The 17,321-nt window shown below is 71.7% G+C and carries 13 protein-coding genes; 8 read left to right on the top strand and 5 right to left on the bottom strand.

Features of this window, described 5'->3' with window-relative positions:
- Positions 1-95: 95 nt before the first annotated feature.
- Positions 96-1,796, bottom strand: a complete 1,701-nt coding sequence (gene paaN, locus ACFVH0_RS19905) for a phenylacetic acid degradation protein PaaN (RefSeq protein WP_385821849.1) — start codon at positions 1,794-1,796, stop codon at positions 96-98.
- 123 nt (positions 1,797-1,919) lie between these two features.
- Between paaN and ACFVH0_RS19900 the strand changes: the two genes are divergently transcribed.
- Positions 1,920-2,513 carry a TetR/AcrR family transcriptional regulator gene (locus ACFVH0_RS19900; RefSeq protein WP_385821847.1) on the top strand — a complete coding sequence of 198 codons (594 nt, stop codon included), beginning with the start codon at positions 1,920-1,922 and terminating at the stop codon, positions 2,511-2,513.
- Between the two features lie 85 nt (positions 2,514-2,598).
- On the opposite strand, the gene ACFVH0_RS19895 is transcribed toward ACFVH0_RS19900, so the two are convergent.
- Entirely contained in the window at positions 2,599-3,105 is a 507-nt protein-coding gene (locus ACFVH0_RS19895; protein ID WP_385821976.1) for an Lrp/AsnC family transcriptional regulator, read from the bottom strand.
- A 264-nt stretch (positions 3,106-3,369) separates the two neighbouring features.
- Between ACFVH0_RS19895 and pdhA the strand changes: the two genes are divergently transcribed.
- From pdhA to ACFVH0_RS19860, 7 genes are all read left to right on the top strand, one after another.
- The gene (gene pdhA, locus ACFVH0_RS19890) at positions 3,370-4,533 is read left to right on the top strand and encodes a pyruvate dehydrogenase (acetyl-transferring) E1 component subunit alpha (RefSeq protein ID WP_385821845.1); all 1,164 of its coding nucleotides are present in this window, start codon (positions 3,370-3,372) and stop codon (positions 4,531-4,533) included.
- Complete coding sequence (locus tag ACFVH0_RS19885; protein WP_385821843.1) at positions 4,530-5,561, top strand: alpha-ketoacid dehydrogenase subunit beta; 1,032 nt, start codon at positions 4,530-4,532, stop codon at positions 5,559-5,561. Before pdhA ends, ACFVH0_RS19885 begins: the two co-directional genes overlap by 4 nt.
- The gene (locus tag ACFVH0_RS19880; RefSeq protein ID WP_385821841.1) at positions 5,561-7,018 is read left to right on the top strand and encodes a dihydrolipoamide acetyltransferase family protein; all 1,458 of its coding nucleotides are present in this window, start codon (positions 5,561-5,563) and stop codon (positions 7,016-7,018) included. Before ACFVH0_RS19885 ends, ACFVH0_RS19880 begins: the two co-directional genes overlap by 1 nt.
- Before the next feature lie 109 nt (positions 7,019-7,127).
- A complete protein-coding gene (locus ACFVH0_RS19875; RefSeq protein WP_385821839.1) occupies positions 7,128-7,982 on the top strand; it encodes an NTP transferase domain-containing protein in 855 nt (284 codons plus the stop codon).
- Positions 7,983-8,608: 626 nt separating this feature from the next.
- Entirely contained in the window at positions 8,609-10,198 is a 1,590-nt protein-coding gene (locus ACFVH0_RS19870; RefSeq protein ID WP_385821838.1) for a molybdopterin molybdotransferase MoeA, read from the top strand.
- Complete coding sequence (locus ACFVH0_RS19865) at positions 10,156-11,298, top strand: potassium channel family protein (RefSeq protein WP_385821836.1); 1,143 nt, start codon at positions 10,156-10,158, stop codon at positions 11,296-11,298. Before ACFVH0_RS19870 ends, ACFVH0_RS19865 begins: the two co-directional genes overlap by 43 nt.
- A gap of 147 nt (positions 11,299-11,445) precedes the next feature.
- Positions 11,446-12,432 (top strand): NAD(P)H-quinone oxidoreductase, encoded by a 987-nt coding sequence (locus ACFVH0_RS19860; RefSeq protein ID WP_385821834.1) that lies wholly within the window; start codon positions 11,446-11,448, stop codon positions 12,430-12,432.
- A 427-nt stretch (positions 12,433-12,859) separates the two neighbouring features.
- On the opposite strand, the gene ACFVH0_RS19855 is transcribed toward ACFVH0_RS19860, so the two are convergent.
- The 3 genes from ACFVH0_RS19855 to ACFVH0_RS19845 form a co-directional block, all read right to left on the bottom strand.
- Entirely contained in the window at positions 12,860-13,408 is a 549-nt protein-coding gene (locus tag ACFVH0_RS19855; RefSeq protein ID WP_323180131.1) for a bacterial proteasome activator family protein, read from the bottom strand.
- Positions 13,409-13,527: 119 nt separating this feature from the next.
- Entirely contained in the window at positions 13,528-16,377 is a 2,850-nt protein-coding gene (locus tag ACFVH0_RS19850) for an FtsX-like permease family protein (protein ID WP_385821832.1), read from the bottom strand.
- The gene (locus tag ACFVH0_RS19845; RefSeq protein ID WP_385821830.1) at positions 16,374-17,153 is read right to left on the bottom strand and encodes an ABC transporter ATP-binding protein; all 780 of its coding nucleotides are present in this window, start codon (positions 17,151-17,153) and stop codon (positions 16,374-16,376) included. Before ACFVH0_RS19845 ends, ACFVH0_RS19850 begins: the two co-directional genes overlap by 4 nt.
- Between the last annotated feature and the right edge of the window lie 168 nt (positions 17,154-17,321).

Raw genomic sequence — 17,321 nt, 5'->3', positions numbered from 1 at the left:
GGGACCGGGGTCCGGTGTCCGGGGCCTGACCCTCCCGTACCCCGCTCCTCGAATGCCGGAGGGGCTGAGGGGGAGCGGGGACGCGGGAGACGTGGCTATGCCTGGCGGCGGACCTCCACCATGCGGAAGCGGTTCGATACGAAGGCTCCGTCGCACAGCGCGGCGTTCGCCGCCGGGTTGCCGCCCGAGCCGTGGAAGTCGGAGAAGGCAGCGGTCTGGTTGACGTACACCCCGCCGGTCAGATTCAGCGACAGCTGGGCCGATTCGTCCAGGCAGACGTCTTCCACCGCGCGCTCCACCTCCGGTGAGGTGGTGTACGCGCCGACCGTCATCGCGCCCCGGTCGCGGACTGTGCGGCGGAGCAGCTCCACGGCGTCGGCCGTCGAGTCGACCGCTACCGCGAAGGCGACCGGACCGAAGCACTCCGACAGGTAGTGCTCCTCGTCGTCCGGCTTGGTGGCGTCCAGCTTGACGACTACGGGGGTACGGACCACGGCGTCGGGGAACTCCGGGTTGGCCACCTCGCGGGAGGGAAGGGCGACTTCGCCGAGATCGGCGGCTGCCTCCAGGCGGGCCTTCACATCGGGGTTGACCAGGGCGCCGAGCAGCGCGTTCGCCCGGGCGTCGTCGCCCAGCAGGCCGGTGACCGCGGCGGCGATGTCGGCGACGACTTCGTCGTACGTCTTGTCGCCGGCGTCGGTGGTGATGCCGTCCCGGGGGATCAGCAGGTTCTGCGGGGTGGTGCACATCTGGCCGCTGTACAGGGACAGGGAGAACGCCAGGTTGGACAGCATGCCGCGGTAGTCGTCCGTGGAGTCGAGGACGATCGTGTTGACCCCGGCCTTCTCCGTGTAGACCTGGGCCTGACGGGCGTTGGTCTCCAGCCAGTCGCCGAAGGCGGTCGACCCGGTGTAGTCGATGATCCTGATCTCGGGCCGGAGGGCGAGGGTCTTCGCGATGCCTTCGCCCGGTCGTTCGGCGGCCAGGGCGACCAGGTTGGGATCGAAGCCCGCCTCGGCGAGCACCTCACGGGCCAGCTGCACCGTGAGCGCCAGCGGAAGCACGGCGCGGGGGTGCGGCTTGACCAGGACGGGGTTGCCGGTGGCCAGGGAGGCGAAGAGGCCCGGGTAGCCGTTCCACGTGGGGAAGGTGTTGCAGCCGATCAGGAGCGAGATGCCGCGCGGGGCCGCGGTGAACGACTTCTGCAGCTGGAGCGGGTCGCGCTTGCCCTGCGGCTTGGACCAGTCGGCGCTCCGCGGGGTGCGGATCTGCTCCTCGTACGCGTACGCCACCGCCTCCAGGCCGCGGTCCTGGGCGTGCGGGCCGCCCGCCTGGAACGCCATCATGAAGGCCTGGCCGCTGGTGTGCATCACGGCGTGAGCGAACTCGTGGGTCCTGGCGCTGATCCGCGCGAGGATCTCCACACAGACCAGGGCCCTGGTCTCGGGGCCGGCCGCACGCCAGGCGGGCATGCCCGCCCGCATCGCCGGAAGCAGGACATCCAGATCGGCGTGCGGATACTCGACGCCGAGCTCCGGCCCGTACGGAGAGACCTCTCCGCCCGTCCAGCCGTCGGTGCCGGGCTGGCCGAGGTCGAGCCGGGTGTTCAGGACGGCGTCGAATGCGGCCTTGCCCTCGGCGGCGCTCAGGCTGCCGGGGGCACCGCCCTCGCCGTAAGCCTTCGGATGCTCGGGGTGCGGGGACCAGTAGGCGCGCGTACGGATCGCGTCGAGGGCCTGGTCGAGCGTGGGGCGGTGCTTCTCGGACAGCAGTTGCGGGGAGAGCTCGGCGGCCATGACGGACCAACTCCTCATCGAGCTGGGCAGGGACGGGCGGACAGAGTTAGAGTAACCGAACGATCGGTCGGGACAAGGGGGCCCGCCAAACCTGTGGACAACTCGTAGGGGAGGATCGCGGACATGACCACGGCCAAGCGGGACACGTACACCCCGGAGACTCTGCTCACCGTTGCCGTCCGTGTCTTCAACGAGCGCGGCTACGACGGCACGTCCATGGAGCACCTCTCCAAGGCGGCGGGCATCTCCAAATCGTCCATCTATCACCATGTCGCGGGCAAGGAGGAGCTCCTGCGCCGCGCGGTCAGCCGTGCACTGGACGGGCTCTTCGGGATTCTGGACGAGCCCGGGGCGACTCAGGGGCGTGCGATCGAGCGGGTCGAGTACGTCACCCGTCGTACCGTCGATGTACTGATAGCCGAACTGCCCTACGTCACGCTGTTGTTGCGGGTGCGGGGCAATACGAAGACCGAGCGCTGGGCCATGGAGCGGCGGCGCGAGTTCGACCACCGGGTGACCGACCTGCTCAGGGCCGCGGTCGCGGAGGGTGACCTCCGCTCCGACGTGGACATACGGCTGGTGACCCGGCTGCTCTTCGGAATGGTCAACTCCCTGGTGGAGTGGTACCGGCCGCTGCCCGACGGCGGGGCCGACGGCGAACGCCTGGCGGACACGCTCGTCCGGGTGGCCTTCGAGGGGATGCGCTCCAGTCGTTGAACCGTTGACGGTCGCCGGCCGCCCGTGCACCGAGGCGACAGGGCTTCGGTGCACGGCCTGATTCTCCGGTGATCGCTGGACGCCCTCAGGTCAGCTCGGTGGGTCTGTCCGTGCCCGGGGTCAGGTCCGTCTCCTCGAACACCAGGAGTGTGCGGGTGGAGAGCACCTCCGGGATGGCCTGGATCTTTGTCAGGACCAGTTCGCGCAAGGACCTGTTGTCCTGGGTGTGCACCAGCAGCAGGACATCGAAGTCGCCGCTGACCAGCGCGATATGGGTCGCCCCCGGCAGCGCCTGGAGCTCCTCGCGCACCGTGCGCCAGGAATTCTGGACGATCTTGAGAGTGATGTACGCGGAGGCTCCCTGCCCCGCCCGCTCATGGTCCACGCGCGCGGTGAATCCGCGGATCACGCCGTCGTCGATGAGCCGGCTGATCCGGGCGTAGGCGTTGGCCCGGGACACATGGACGCGATCGGCCACCGACCGTATCGAGGCGCGACCGTCCGTCTGGAGCAGTCGCAGGATGCCGCGATCGATGGCGTCGAGCGGCCGTGCGGGCGGAAGCCTGCCGGGATCCTCGCCCCCGTCGGCCATTTGTTCAGCTGACATGTGCCCCCGCCTTCCCGTCCTGGACGACCTGCCTCTATCCCAGGCTGTGGAGAACCGTTTGTCCACAGGCTGGAGGTGCCTGTAGCCAAAATGCGCTCGCGACCGAACAATCGGTAGGTGAGGCGCCCCGCATTCGTGCCTCGGACAGCGCTCGACATTTCGAAGTATTTCGACACCCCTCGGCATCGGACGATCCCCTGATGCCGACAGACGCCGCTCGAAAACCCTCGATGCCAGGAGGTGCTTGTCATGACGGTCCAAGAGCTGCCCGGCGCGGCTGCTTACCGGCCCACGCCGCCCCCGGCCTGGAAGCCGCTGACCGATCCCGCGCCGCTGCTCCCGGACCCCGAGCCGTATCGCGTGCTCGGTACGGATGCCGTGGCCGATGCCGACCCCGAGCTGCTGCTGAGGCTCTACGCGGAGCTGGTCCGCGGCCGGCGGTACAACGCGCAGGCCACCGCGCTCACCAAGCAGGGCCGGCTGGCCGTCTACCCGTCGAGCACGGGGCAGGAGGCCTGCGAGATAGCGGCCGCGCTGGTGCTGGAGGAGCGGGACTGGCTCTTTCCCAGCTACCGGGACACCCTTGCGGCAGTGGCGCGTGGCCTGGACCCGGTCGAGGCACTGACGCTGCTGCGCGGCGACCGGCACACGGGTTACGACCCGCGCGAGCACCGCATCGCACCGCTCTGCACCCCCCTTGCCACCCAGTTGCCGCACGCGGTCGGTCTTGCCCACGCGGCGCGCCTCAAGGGCGACGACGTGGTGGCGCTCGCCATGGTCGGCGACGGCGGGACCAGCGAGGGCGATTTCCACGAGGCGCTGAATTTCGCGGCCGTCTGGCGCGCCCCCGTCGTCTTTCTCGTACAGAACAACGGCTTCGCGATCTCCGTGCCGCTGGCGAAGCAGACCGCCGCCCCGTCCCTGGCGCACAAGGCCGTGGGGTACGGGATGCCGGGCCGGCTGGTGGACGGGAACGACGCGGCCGCGGTGCACCAGGTCCTCGGCGAGGCGGTGGCACGGGCCCGGAGCGGCGGCGGGCCGACGCTCGTCGAGGCGGTGACGTACCGCATGGACGCCCATACGAATGCCGATGACGCCACCCGGTACCGCGTCGACAGCGAGGTGGAGGCCTGGCGTGCGCATGACCCGATCCAGCTTCTGGAGCGGGAGCTGACCGGGCGCGGGCTGCTCGGCGACGAGGGGATCGAGGAGGCACGCGCTGCCGCGGAGCGGATGGCGGCGGCGCTGCGCGAGCGGATGAACGCCGATCCGGAGCTTGACCCGATGGATCTGTTCGCCCATGTCTACGCGGAACAGACCGCACAACTGCGTGAGCAGGCAGCCAGGTTGCGTGTCGAGCTGGATGCCGAGCAGGACCAGCACGGCCAGGACGACGTGGAGGAAGGGCGATGACCACCGCAGCGGCGACGGCCGGAGAGCGGACGGCGAAGGCCAAGCCCGCGACGATGGCGCAGGCGCTCGGGCGGGCGCTGCGCGACTCGATGGCGCAGGACCCGACCGTGCATGTACTCGGTGAGGACGTCGGCACGCTCGGCGGGGTCTTCCGGATCACCGACGGTCTGGCCAAGGAGTTCGGCGAGGACCGTTGCACGGACACCCCGCTGGCCGAGGCGGGCATTCTCGGGGCTGCCGTGGGCATGGCGATGTACGGGCTGCGGCCCGTGGTGGAGATGCAGTTCGACGCCTTCGCCTATCCGGCGTTCGAGCAGCTCATCAGCCATGTCGCGAAGATGCGGAACCGGACGGCGGGCGCGATGCCGCTGCCGATCACGGTCCGGGTGCCGTACGGCGGCGGGATCGGCGGGGTCGAGCACCACAGCGACTCCTCGGAGGCGTACTACATGGCGACGCCCGGCCTCCAGGTCGTCACGCCCGCCACGGTCGAGGACGCTTACGGGCTGCTGAGGGCCGCGATCGCCTCCGACGATCCGGTGGTGTTCCTGGAGCCGAAGCGGCTCTACTGGTCGAAGGCCGACTGGTCGCCTCAGGCGCCGGTGGCTGTGGAGCCGATCGGCCGGGCTGTGGTCCGGCGGCCGGGCCGCAGCGCGACGCTGATCACGTACGGGCCGTCGCTGCCCGTCTGCATGGAGGCGGCGGAAGCGGCCGTGGAGGAGGGCTGGGACCTGGAGGTCGTGGACCTGCGTTCGCTGGTGCCGTTCGACGACGAGACCGTTGCCGCCTCGGTCCGGCGTACGGGGCGTGCGGTCGTCGTCCATGAGTCCTCCGGCTTCGGTGGTCCGGGCGGTGAGATCGCGGCCAGGGTCACCGAGCGCTGCTTCCACCATCTGGAGGCGCCGGTGCTGCGGGTCGCCGGGTTCGACATTCCGTATCCGCCGCCGATGCAGGAGAAGCACCACCTCCCTGGTGTGGACCGGGTGCTGGACGCGGTCGCCCGCTTGCAGTGGGAGGCGGAGAGCTGATGCCCCAGGTACTCGAATTCAAGCTGCCCGACCTCGGCGAGGGGCTCACCGAGGCGGAGATCGTGCGCTGGCTGGTGGAGGTCGGCGATGTCGTCGCCATCGACCAGCCGGTCGTCGAGGTCGAGACGGCCAAGGCGATGGTGGAGGTGCCGTGCCCGTACGGGGGTGTGGTGACCGCACGGTTCGGCGAGGAGGGCTCGGAACTTCCGGTCGGGGCACCGCTGTTGACGGTGGCGGTCTCGGTGGGGTCGGAGGAGGGGGCGGGGGCTGCCTCCGGTGCTGGTTCCGGTTCGGCCGGGGTCGGGGCCGAGGCCGGCGCTGGTTCCGGTGAGGTGGAGTCGTCCGGCAATGTGCTGGTCGGGTACGGGACGGGCGCACCGGTGGCGCGCCGTCGGCGGATCCGTCCCACGGCGGTGGCGGCGGCTGTTCCGGCACGGGCTCCGGTGGTTCCGGCGGTTCCGGTCGCGGCTTCCGATCCGGTGCCGGATGCGGTGCCGGGGCCGGTGGCCGTGGTGTCCCCGCTGGTACGGAAGCTGGCACGGCAGCATGATCTGGATCTGCGGCAGTTGGCGGGTTCCGGACGGGACGGGCTGATCCTGCGGGCCGATGTCGAATCCGCGATCAGGGCGCTGGCGGAGGGTACGGCCGCCCCGCTGTCGGCCGGGGGCGCGGCGCCGGAGGCCGGGGCCGTTCCGGAGGCGGAGGCTGTTCCCGTGTCGGTGGCGCCGTCGGCCGGCCGTACGGTGGCGGGCTCGGCCGCACAGCGGATTCCGTTGCGCGGTGTACGGGGCGCGGTCGCCGACAAGCTCTCGCGCAGTCGGCGGGAGATCCCCGACGCGACGTGCTGGGTCGATGCCGATGCCACCGAGCTGATGGCGGCCAGAGCCGCGATGAACGGCGCCACCGGTCCGGCCGCGGGGCCCAAGGTGTCGGTGCTGGCACTGCTGGCGCGCATCTGCACCGCGGCGCTGGCCCGGTTCCCCGAGCTCAATTCCACGGTGGACCTGGAAGCGCGGGAGATCGTGCGGCTGCCGGAGGTCCATCTCGGGTTCGCGGCTCAGACCGAGCGGGGTCTGGTCGTCCCCGTGGTGCGGGACGCGCAGGCCAGGAATGCCGAGTCGATCGGGGCGGAGATCGCCCGGCTGACCGAGGCGGCGCGGGCCGGGCGGCTGACCCCGGCGGAGCTGACCGGCGGGACGTTCACGCTGAACAACTACGGGGTGTTCGGAGTCGATGGTTCGACCCCGATCATCAACCACCCCGAGGCGGCGATGCTGGGCGTCGGCCGGATCGTGCCCAAGCCCTGGGTGCACCAGGGGGAGCTGGCCGTACGACAGGTGGTCCAGCTCTCGCTGACCTTCGACCACCGGGTCTGCGACGGCGGTACGGCGGGCGGCTTCCTGCGCTACATAGCCGACTGCGTGGAACAACCGGCGGTGCTGCTGCGCACGTTGTAGGCGAGAGCTGCCGCAGGCTTCCGTTTCCTCCCCTCGCTCGGTCCGGTCGATCGGCCCGATCGCGGACCGGGCGGATCGACGGAAGCCTGCGGCCCGCATACTCGGATGCATGACCGCGTATGACGCCATCGTTCTTGCCGGAGGGGCCGCCAAGCGGCTCGGCGGCGCCGACAAGCCCGGGATCCGGGTCGGGGGTCGTGCGCTGCTCGACCGGGTGCTCGCGGCGTGTGCCGACGCGTCGACGACGGTGGTGGTGGGCGGGCGCCGCTCCACCGTGCGGCCGGTCGTCTGGACGCACGAAGAGCCCCGGGGCGGTGGTCCGTTGGCCGCGCTCGACGCGGGGGTCCGGCGGACCACGGCGGAACGGGTTCTCGTACTCTCCGCCGACCTTCCGTTCCTCGGGGCGGGGACCGTCGCCGCGCTGCTGGCCGCCGCCGGGGAAGGCGAGCGGGACGGGGCTCTGTGCGCCGACCAGGAGGGCCGCGACCAGCCTCTCGTCGCCGTCTACCGTGCCGAGCCGCTGCGCCGTGAGCTCGCGTTGCTCGCCACCGAGCACGGCGGTCTGTCCGGGCTCCCCCTGCGCCTGCTGACGCATGAACTCGACCTTGCCCGGGTGGAGGCCGATCCTCTCGCCTCCTTCGACTGCGACACCTGGGAGGACATTGCGTCGGCGCGGGCCCGCATCAGAGAGCATGGGACCGTGCTGGATGAATGGATCACCGCAGTCAAGAACGAACTCGGCATCGAACTGGACGTCGACACCGGCGTCCTGCTCGACCTCGCCCGTGACGCCGCCCACGGTGTCGCCCGGCCCGCCGCGCCGCTGACGACCTTCCTGGTCGGGTACGCGGCGGCCATGGCGAGCAGCGAAGGCGACGGCGACGGCGCCACGGCGGTGGCCGAGGCCGCCCGGAAGGCTGCGGCGCTCGCCCTTCGCTGGGCGGACGAGAACGAGACGCAATGACCGCCGACAGCGGCGGGTCGGACCGGCCTCCGGCTGCGGATATCGCTTCGGCGGGTGTTGGACCTGCGCCGGGCGCCGGGCCGGTGGCGGGCTTTGGATCTTCGGCAGTTGACGGGCCGGTGGCGGGTGCCGGGCCGGTGGCAGGATTCGGGGCTTCGGAGTGTGACCGGCCTCGGGGTGGGGAGCGGTTCCCGACTCCGGAAGAGGTGCGGGCGGCCGAGGCTGCTGAGGAGGAACGGGCCGTCGAGCAAGCTCTAGCTCTGGTCGGGGGCCGGTCGTCCAGTGACCCCCGCCCGACAGGGCGGCCCCGACCCGAGGGGCGGTCGCACACGACGGATCTGCCGCAATCCGCAGAAATGGATTCCGGTTCCCCGAGGCAGTCGCACTCCCCGGAGACGCCCCGTCCCGCAGGTGAACCCGCAGGGGAAGCCACGGCCGAGCCCGGGGCCGAGCCCACGGCTGGCCCCGGGGCCGCGCCCCGTTCGCCGGCCCCGGACCGGGGCTCCGACACCGCCCCCGAGCAGGACCGGCACGGGCACGGGCACAGGCGTTGGCACGGGCGCCGGGAAGGGGCCACGGCCTCCTGGTCGGAGGCGCGTGCACTGGCCGCCCGGTCCGGAGGGGCCGTGCAGCCCGAGTGGTCCGGGTCGGCCGGGGCGGCCGGGGCGGACGTCGGGGTCCGGGCCGTTCGGCTTCCCCTCGGCCGGGCGCTCGGGCACGTACTCGCCGAGCCGCTCGTCGCTCTCACCGATCTGCCGCCCTTCGACACCTCCGCCATGGACGGCTGGGTCGTCTCCGGACCTGGCCCCTGGAACGTCCGCGAGGCTGCCGGAGCCGAGACCGGAGCCGAGACCGGAGCCGAGACCGGAGCCGAGACCGGAGCCGAGACCGGAGCCGAGACCGGGTCCGGGGCTGACGACGCGGCCGGGGCCAAGGCGCGGTCCCAGGCCCCGGCCTCGGCCTCGGCCCGGGATCTGGGCATCCTTGCCGGGCGGAGCGCCCCTGCCAGGCTTCCCGACGGGGATGCCGTACGGATCGCCACCGGCGCCCGCATTCCGGCGGACGCCAACGCCGTGATCCGCAGCGAACACGCCCGCGTGGACGAGGTCACGCGGCTGCTCCACGCGGAACATCAGATGCTCCCCGGGCAGGACATCAGGCCCCGCGGCCAGGAGTGCCGGGCCGGCGATCGGCTCATGCCCGCCGGAGCGCTGGTGACGCCCGCCGTTCTCGGTCTGGCCGCCGCTGCCGGGTACGACACGCTCGTCGTGGTCCCCCGGCCCCGCGTCGACGTCCTCGTGCTCGGCGACGAACTGCTGACCGGCGGTCTGCCGCACGACGGGCTGATCCGTGACGCGCTCGGCCCGATGATCGGCCCCTGGCTGCGTGCGCTGGGCGCCGAGGTATCGGCCCCGCAGCGGCTCGGTGACGACGCGGCCGCCCTGCGGCACGCCCTCACCACCTCCGGCGCCGACCTGATCATCACCACCGGTGGAACGGCCGCGGGCCCCGTCGACCACGTCCACCCGGTCCTTGCCGAGATCGGGGCGGAGTTGCTGGTCGACGGAGTCGCCGTCCGCCCCGGCCACCCGATGCTGCTGGCCCGGCTCAAGAAGGACGAGGAACCAGCGGACGGTTCGACGGGCAGCCGGGGCGAGGCGCGGAACGGCGGCGAGGCGCGGAACGGCGGCGAGGCATGGAACGGCGGCGGGGCGCGGAACGGCGGCGGGGCGCGGAACGGCGGCGGGGCAAGGAACGGGGGCCCGTATCTCGTCGGGCTGCCGGGCAACCCCCTGGCCGCCGTCTCCGGGCTCCTCACGCTTGCCGAGCCTCTTCTCCGCGGGCTGGCGGGCCGGGAGACGGAAGGGTCGTACCGGGTCGCCGTGCGCGATGACGTGCACGGGCACCCGCATGACACCCGTCTGGTGCCCGTGGTCCACCGGGCGGGCAGCGCCGCCGACGGACGGCCGGCCGGCGGGTACGGCACCGGCGGCACGGGAACCGGCGGCGTGGGAACCATTGGCACGGGAACCGGGGGCGGTGCGGAGTACGTCGTACCGCTGCGTTACAACGGTCCTGCGATGCTTCGTGGGATCGCTGCCGCCGACGGGCTGGCCGTCGTACCGCCCGGCGGGGTACGGTCCGGCACCGAAGTGGAGATCCTCGATCTACCGTGGGCCTCGGCAATGCCGTGGACGGAAGGGTGTTTCACGTGAAACTTCCCGGCCACGATGCGATGGCCAGGCGCGCTGACGAGCATGTCGTACCCACACGGGTGCTGCTGCCGCGCAGGGTCGTCGACGGACCGGCGCGGCAGGTCGCCAAGCGGCTGATGATGGCGCTGCTGGTGCTTGCCGCGACGGTACTGATCGTCTGGATGGACCGCGGCGGCTATCACGATGCCGCCGACGACAAGGTCGATCTGCTGGACGCGGTGTACTACGCGACGGTCACCCTCTCCACGACCGGCTATGGCGACATCACCCCGTACGGGGACGCCGCCCGGCTCACCAATGTGGTGCTCGTGACGCCACTGCGGGTGCTCTTCCTGATCATCCTGGTCGGCACCACTCTTGAGGTCCTCACCGAACGGACCCGCGAGGACTTTCGGCTGAAGCGTTGGAGAACCAACTTGCGTGATCACACCGTTGTCGTCGGCTTCGGGACGAAGGGTCGCTCGGCCATCCAGACCCTGTGCGCCACCGGCCTGAAGAAGGAACAGATCGTCATCGTCGACCCGGCGACCAAGGTGATCGAGATCGCCAACGCCGAAGGGTTCGTCGGTGTGGTCGGCGATGCGACACGCAGCGAGGTGTTGCTGCGGGCCGAGCTCCAGAAGGCGCGTCAGATCATCATCGCCACCCAGCGCGACGACACGGCGGTGCTGGTGGCTCTGACGGCCCGGCAGCTCAACCGTGGCGCCAAGATCGTTGCGGCGGTGCGCGAGGAGGAGAATGCTCCGTTGCTCCGGCAGTCCGGTGCCGATGCGGTGATCACCAGCGCGAGTGCGGCGGGCCGGCTGCTGGGTCTCTCGGTCCTCAGCCCCAGCGCGGGCACGGTGATGGAGGACCTGATCCAGCAGGGCAGCGGGCTCGATCTCGTCGAACGGCCGGTGATAAAGGCCGAGGTGGGCAAGAGCGTCCGGGAGACCGATGACCTCGTGGTCAGCGTGTTGCGGGGGCACCGGCTGCTGGGTTACGACGATCCGGCGGCCAGCCCGTTGCAGTTGACGGACCGTCTGATCACCATCGTGCGCGCCACGAACGAATCGCCGTCGGACGGTCCGTCCACGGGCCTGCCACGCCCACGCGACTGATCCGCCCCGCCCCGTTTCCCACGTCCGGCCCGCCCCACGCCCGGCTTGCCCCGCCTCACGCGCGGGCCGCCCCGTTCCTCACGCCCGTCCCGCCCCCGTACTGCGTCCTTCGTGGTCCTTGATCCGCCACGGAGTAGCCTCGCCGCCATGTATGCGATCACGATCCCTGAACCGGGCGGCCCCGAGGCACTTGTCTGGGCCGAGGTGCCCGATCCGGTAGCCGGCGAGGGCGAGGTCCTCGTCGATGTCGTGTCCAGCGCGGTCAATCGCGCCGATGTGTTGCAGCGGCAGGGGTTCTACAACCCGCCGCCGGGCGCGTCCCCGTACCCCGGCCTTGAGTGCTCGGGCCGTATCTCGGCGATCGGGCCCGGTGTCACCGGCTGGTCGATCGGTGACGAGGTGTGTGCGCTGCTCGCGGGCGGCGGCTACGCGGAGAAGGTCGCGGTGCCCGCCGGGCAGTTGCTGCCCGTGCCGGACGGCATCGAACCGGCCCTGGCCGCGGCGCTGCCCGAGGTGGCGGCCACGGTCTGGTCCAACGTCTTCATGGTGGCCCATCTGCGCCCCGGCGAGACGCTGTTGGTGCACGGCGGGTCGAGCGGCATCGGCACGATGGCGATCCAGCTCGCCAAGGCCGTGGGCGCGCGGGTCGCGGTCACCGCCGGGGGACCGGAGAAGCTGGCGCGCTGCGCGGAACTCGGGGCCGACATCCTGATCGACTACCGGGAGCAGGATTTCGTACAGGAGCTGCACAAGGCGACCGACGGGGCCGGCGCGGACGTCATCCTCGACATCGTCGGCGCGAAGTACCTGAACCGGAACGTGGCGGCGCTCGCCGTCAACGGCAGGCTGGCCATCATCGGCCTCCAGGGTGGCGTCAAGGGCGAGCTGAATCTCGGCGCCCTGCTGAACAAGCGGGCCGCCATCACGGCGACCTCGCTGCGAGGCCGCCCGCTCGCCGAGAAAGCGGCCATCGTCGCCGCAGTGCGCGAGCACGTCTGGCCGCTGATCGCGGACGGGGTCGTGCGGCCGGTCGTGGACCGCATCGTGCCGATGCCGGACGCCGCCGAGGCCCACCGGGTGCTGGAGTCCAGCGCGCACATCGGGAAGGTGCTGCTGCAGGCCCCGACGGGCTGACGTTCCGGCCCTCCCGGGCCGTCGCCCCGCCCCTCCCGGGCAGACCGCGATGTCCCCGGCCCCGCCGGGCTGAGCCCCGCCCTCCTGGGCAGACCGCGACGTTCCGGCCCCGCCGGGCTGAGCTCCGCCCTCCTGGGCAGACCGCGACGCCCCGGCCCCGCCCTCCCAGGCAGACCGCGGCGTCCCGCCCCCGCCCCCGCCCCCACCCGGGGCGGGCAGACCGCACGGAAAGGCCCGGCACACAGGTCGTAGACCATGTGTGCCGGGCCTCGGTGTTGCTCTCCGTCAGAGTGGTACGGGTACGGACCGGGACATCGGAGGTGCAGGGCTGGGCAGGCCCCCTGAGGGGCAAGCCCCCTGGGGGGCAGGCCCTCTAGAGGTACGGGCCCGACCGGATGGAGGGCAAGCCCCCTGGGGGGCAGGCCCTCTAGAGGTACGGGCCCGACCGGATGGCCCCGTGCGGATCGCCGCTGCCGTCCTCGTCCTCGTGGGCGCTGCCCGGCGGAAGGGCGCGGCGCATCTGCTCCAACTGGGCCCGGGCCGCCATCTGCTGGGCGAACAGTGCCGTCTGGATGCCGTGGAACAGGCCCTCCAGCCAGCCCACCAACTGTGCCTGGGCGATCCTGAGTTCCGCCTCGGAGGGCACCGACTCCTCGGTGAACGGCAGGGAGAGCCGCTCCAGCTCCTCCACAAGCTCCGGCGCGAGGCCGTCCTCCAGCTCCTTCACGGAGCTGGCGTGGATCTCCTTGAGCCTGACCCGGCTCGCCTCGTCGAGAGGAGCCGCCCTGACCTCCTCCAGGAGCTGCTTGATCATGCTTCCGATGCGCATGACCTTCGCGGGCTGCTCGACCATTTCCGTCACCGGGACCTCACGCGACTCGTCGTCAGTGCCACCGCCGCCGATCGCCATGCCGTCCTGCCCCACCACGAGGACTTGGGGGTGCTCCTGCGACCGTTCATTCCTCGGCATCTCCATGGCGCCATTGTCTCGCACACCTGCCGTACAACACCTTGGTGCCCCCGCGAACGGTTGATCCACCGTTCGCGGGGGCACCAGTGGGCCGGCCTGCCGCGCCGATCGCTCCGCGGCAGGCGTCACCCGGCCCTGCGCGCCAGCGGGAGGCGCGAGCGGGTGAGTGCCGTCGCGAGCAGACCGGCCAGCACCGGGACGCCCACCACGAGCAGGGCGAGAGTGGCCCAGGGCAGCTCGATCGGTGTGTAGGCCGACAGCGTGGGATCCACCCGCATCGCTTGCAGCGCCAGGCGCAGATCGACCAGCCGCAGCGCCACCGCGGGCACCAGTCCCGCCAGTGTGCCGAGGACCACACCCGTGAGTGCCACCACCACGCACTGGAAGCCCGACAGCCTCCGCCGCACGCTCGGGGGCGCGCCCACCGCGCTGAGGGTGTTGAGATCGGCCTCCGCGTCCGCCTTGGCGAGCCCCGTCGTGATCGCGGCGGCGCCCAGCGTCACCATTCCGGCGAACAGGGTCAGGATCAGCAGCATGGCGTCCACGCGTCCGTCGGGGCCGGACTCGGACTGGACCCAGGCGCCGCCACCGGCCTGCTCGATCGCGCCGGAGGCCTGCTGCTGCTCGGCCTCCGTGGGTGTGTGATCGACGGTGTACACGCTGCCGCTCTCGGCTGTGTGCAGGCCGAGCCGTTCCGCGGTCCGCTGCGGGAGGATCATGTTGATCCCGGGGGTGGCGGCGTACTCCGCGGGTGCCACGTACACCTTCAGCCTGTCCGTGGTGGTCCGGGCTTTGCCGGGGTGCAGCTTCCGGTTCTTCTTGTCCTCCGCGCTGTAGCGGTGGACCGCCTTGATGGTGGCCTCGCCGTTCTTCGCGAAAACCTCGTTGAGCAGCACCGGGGTGCCCGCCGCCAGCGCCTCGGCGGCTGCGGGGTCGTCGAGCTTCACATAGGTGCTGAGCATGTCCTCGTCCGCCACGACGATGCCGTTCTCACCGCTGTTGAAGACGCCCGACGTCATGCCTGCGAGGCAGGCGGGGGAGCGCATCAGCTTCCTGTGCTCGTCGGAGGAGAGCCGCGCGGCGAGCTGCTTGGCGCCCTTGTCGGTGAGTGGGCAGACGCGGTCCTTGCCGGGGGGCTTGACCAGTTCGAGCGAGCCGCAGCTGTTCTCGTCGGTGCTGTAGAGGTCGCAGTCGCTGCCCGCCCAGACCCGTCGGAAGTCGGCGTGTCCGCCGGTGACGGCGATGCTCCGTTCGACGGCGGCCCGCGCCTGCGGGAGTTGGATGGCGGTCTCGGTATCGGAGGCGGAGACGGAGAGGAGGACGGTGCCCTGGGTCAGGGTGGGGGCGTAGTTGAATTCGGACTCGGCCTTGGTGCTCGACATGTACGTGGCGATGGCGACCGATCCGGCGACCGCCGCCATCACGGCCGCGACCGCGGGGGCGGTACGGCCACGGTTGCGGGCCGCGTCGCGCAGCGCCAGCCGGGGGGAGAGCGGCAGCCCGCGGCCGAGCCGCCCGAGGAAGCCGACGACCATCGGGATGCAGGCGAGCAGCCCGAGTTCGGCGGCCACCGAGCCGCCGGCGACCAGCGAGGAGTTCCCGCTGGTGCCGCCGTAGATGGCGACGGCACATCCGAGGGCCAGTACGCAGGCGCCCAGGATCGGCATCACCCGGGAGGAGCGGCGGACGCCGCGGCGTCCGGTGAGCGACTCCAGCACGGACTGCCGGCTCGCCACGATCGCCGGGGCGAACGCCGCGAGAACGCCGGTGACCAGGCCGATCACCGCGATGAGCAGCATCTCCATCGGGTCCAGGGCGAGGGAGCCGAAGCGCTGCCCGGCCCACGCCTCGATCATCGGGCGGAACACGGAGGTGGCCACCAGCCCGACCACCACACCGGTCACGGCTCCGACGCCGCCGAGCACCAGGCCACCGCCGAGCACCACGGCCCGGACATGGCGCCGGTCCCCGCCGCAGGTGCCGAGCAGACCGAGCTGGCGGCGTGAGCGGCGCGCACCGACCGCGAAGGCGGGGCCGGCGAGCAGCACGATCTCCAGGACCGCCATGGCGATCACGGTGATGAGCGGTGCGTTCGGCTCCTCGGAGCCGTCCTGGTACGGCCTGCCGCCCTTCCTGGCCAGCGGGACCTCGGAGTCCGGCGGCGGGTCGAGGACGAGCTGACGGGACGTGACGAGGACGCCGGACTCATTGGCGGCCATGACGTCCGGCCAGGTCACTCCCACCCCTTCGGGGCCCTTGACCAGCCAGTCCTTGGTGCGGGCGTTCGGCGGCAGCACCTTCTTGTCCTGGTCGGACCTGGCCTTCCACGGGGCGATGACCGCTCCCGGGTCGGCGTACAGCGCCTTGGTGTTGAGCGAGTCGGGCTCCTCGACGACACCGGTGATCGTGTACTTCTTGCCGAAGTTGCGCACGGTGGTGACCGACCCGACGTGCAGCCCGGCCGACTTCAGGAACGGTTCGGTGGCGGCCAGCTCGTCCTTGCCGTGCGGGAACTCACCGCGTACGAGCTCGATCCTGCCGCGGGCCAGCTCGTCCGAGGTCCGGAACTCGTGGATGTTGGTGTCGGCGATGCCGTACCCGGTGGTGATGCTCGCCGGGACGGACTGGAAGCTGATCGCCCGCGAACCCTTGGGGAACGTGGTGCTGATGTCGATCGGCGGGGTGTTCTCGTCCAGCGGCGCGTTCTCGTCGACCTGCTCGTACCGGTCCCCGGTGGGCAGCTGCTCGATGGGGCCGATCTGCGGATCGCTGAAGAGCGCGTCGGCGGAGCCCATGTCGGCCGTCAGCTGCTCGGCCGTGGTCGGTGTCACGCTGTTGTACGTCACGTCGAGGGCGGTGACGCCGATCACCGGTACGGCGATCATCGCGACCACCAGTGCACTGCGGCCCTTGGACCGCATCGCGTCGCGCCGGGCTATCCGCAGGGCGGCACGCCAGCCGGTGAAGACGCTCACTTGGCGGCCTCGGAGGTGAGGAGCGAGTCGGCGTCGGAGGTGAGCGTCTGGTCGACGATCGAACCGTCCCGGAGGAAGACGACCCGGTCCGCCCAGGCCGCGTACCGCGGCTCGTGCGTCACCATCACACCGGCCGCGCCCTGGTCGCAGCGGTTGCGCAGCAGCGCGAGCACCTTCTCGCCGGTCTCGGAGTCGAGTGCTCCGGTCGGTTCGTCGGCGAGCACCAGGCGCCGGTCCCCCACCAGCGCACGGGCGATCGCGACCCGCTGCTGCTGGCCGCCGGACATCTCGTCCGGAAACCTGTCCGCGACCTCCAGCAGCTTCATCTCCTCCAGCGCCGCCCGGGCCTCCTTGCGGGCCTTGCGCACGGAGACGCCGTCCAGCTCGCGCGGCAGGGCGATGTTCTCGGCGGCGGTGAGCGCGGGGATCAGGTTGTAGTCCTGGAAGACATAGCCGACGCTGCGGCGGCGCAGGGCGGCGATGCCCTTGCGGCCGAGTCCGGAGATGTCCTGGCCCTCGATGACGACCTGGCCGCTGGTCGCGGTGTCGAGGCCGCCCGCGATGGTCAGCAGGGTCGACTTGCCGGAACCGGACGGGCCCATCACGGCGACGAGTTCACCGGCGTGCACGGCGAGGTCGATGCCGCGCAGGGCGTGCACCTCGGCGATGCCGGATCCGTGGGTGCGCGTGAGTGCCCGGAGTTCGAGCACCGGTGCGCCGGCCGGTATCGGTGCGCCGGTCGGCGCCGCGGATCGGGGCGGGACGGGTGAGGACATGGTGAGCGGTTCCCCCTCGGAACGGGTGTGTGGGGCGACGGCGCCGGGACGGCGGAGTGGTCCGTGGCGGACCGTGCCGTTGTTCGGTGCGTACGTGGGTGGCCTGCGGCGCGGGTTCCGCGCCGGCGGTGGTCGGGGCCGGCTGCGGCGTGCGGGAGGCGGCGTGCG

This window comes from Streptomyces sp. NPDC127117 (genome assembly GCF_042677325.1).
Classification (GTDB): Bacteria; Actinomycetota; Actinomycetes; order Streptomycetales; family Streptomycetaceae; genus Streptomyces.
The sequence above is the reverse complement of the archived record's forward strand: the minus strand, read 5'-3'. Positions and strand labels throughout refer to the sequence as shown.